Annotated in this window: 1 protein-coding gene; it reads right to left on the reverse strand. The window is 73.9% G+C overall.

Going from position 1 to position 911, the window contains the following annotated elements; translation table 11 throughout:
• Positions 1 to 24: 24 nt before the first annotated feature.
• A partial coding sequence (locus tag GL263_RS27300; RefSeq protein ID WP_182858402.1) for a DUF6895 family protein occupies positions 25 to 911 on the reverse strand: 887 nt, incomplete at its 5' end.

Here is a 911-nt window from a genome sequence, read left to right on the forward strand (position 1 = left end):
GCGGGGTGACGGACGTCGGGCCGCTCACGGGGCCGGCTCCGCGCGGAGGCCGCCCATGGCGCGGGAGGTGGCGAGCACGGAGGCGAACGCGGCGACCAGGGTGGGGTGGTGGACGAGGTCGAACACCTCGTCCTCGTCGCCCCGGGGCATCCGGCCGTGGGCCGGCATGGCGCCGTCGGATGCCTGGGCGTCGGCGAACGCCTGCCAGACGCGGTGGTCGAGGGCGGGTTCGGGCAGGCAGGCGTCGACGACGAGGAGTTCGCCGAGCAGGTCCCAGTTGCCGACCTCCCGCCAGTCGTCGAGCCACGCCGGCAGCCAGGCGGTGAGGTAGTCGGAGAGGTCGGGCGGGAGGCCGGCGGGGTTCTCGCCCCAGTCGGTGAGGTGGAAGACCGTGTGGGTGATGCCGTAGGCGAGGTTGAGTTCCACGGTCCACGGTTCGGGGGTGCGGCCCAGCCAGGTGTGGCGGACGGCGACGTCCGTCGGCAGGCTGGGGGTGAGACCGAGGCGGCGTTCGAAGGCGGAGATGCCGAGCCGGCGTACCGGGGTGGCCTCCACCGCGGCCCAGCTGGCGAGCCGCTGCGAGTGGCGCAGGTGCTCTTCGAACTCCGGGTCCTGGTAGCCGAGTTCGTAGAACGGCACGTAGATCTCGAAGGGGATCGGGGAGAGCGGTTCGCGTTCCTGCATCCACCGCAGCAGTCGGCCGCCCTCCAGGTGGTCGCGCCAGGCGACGTCGAGGAGTTGGCGGGCGAGCGCGGCCTGCCGGGAGCCGGCGACGCCCTCCCGGAAGAGGACCTTGCCGATGATCGCCAGCTCGCCGATGGGTTTGAGCCGGTCCTTGACCTCCCACTCGGTGTCGGGGCCGGGGGCGTCCCAGCCGGGAGCGCCGGGGTCCGGGCCCTGCCCGCCGGGGG

Source organism: Streptomyces durbertensis, assembly GCF_014156695.1.
In the GTDB taxonomy this organism is placed as follows: Bacteria; Actinomycetota; Actinomycetes; order Streptomycetales; family Streptomycetaceae; genus Streptomyces; species Streptomyces durbertensis.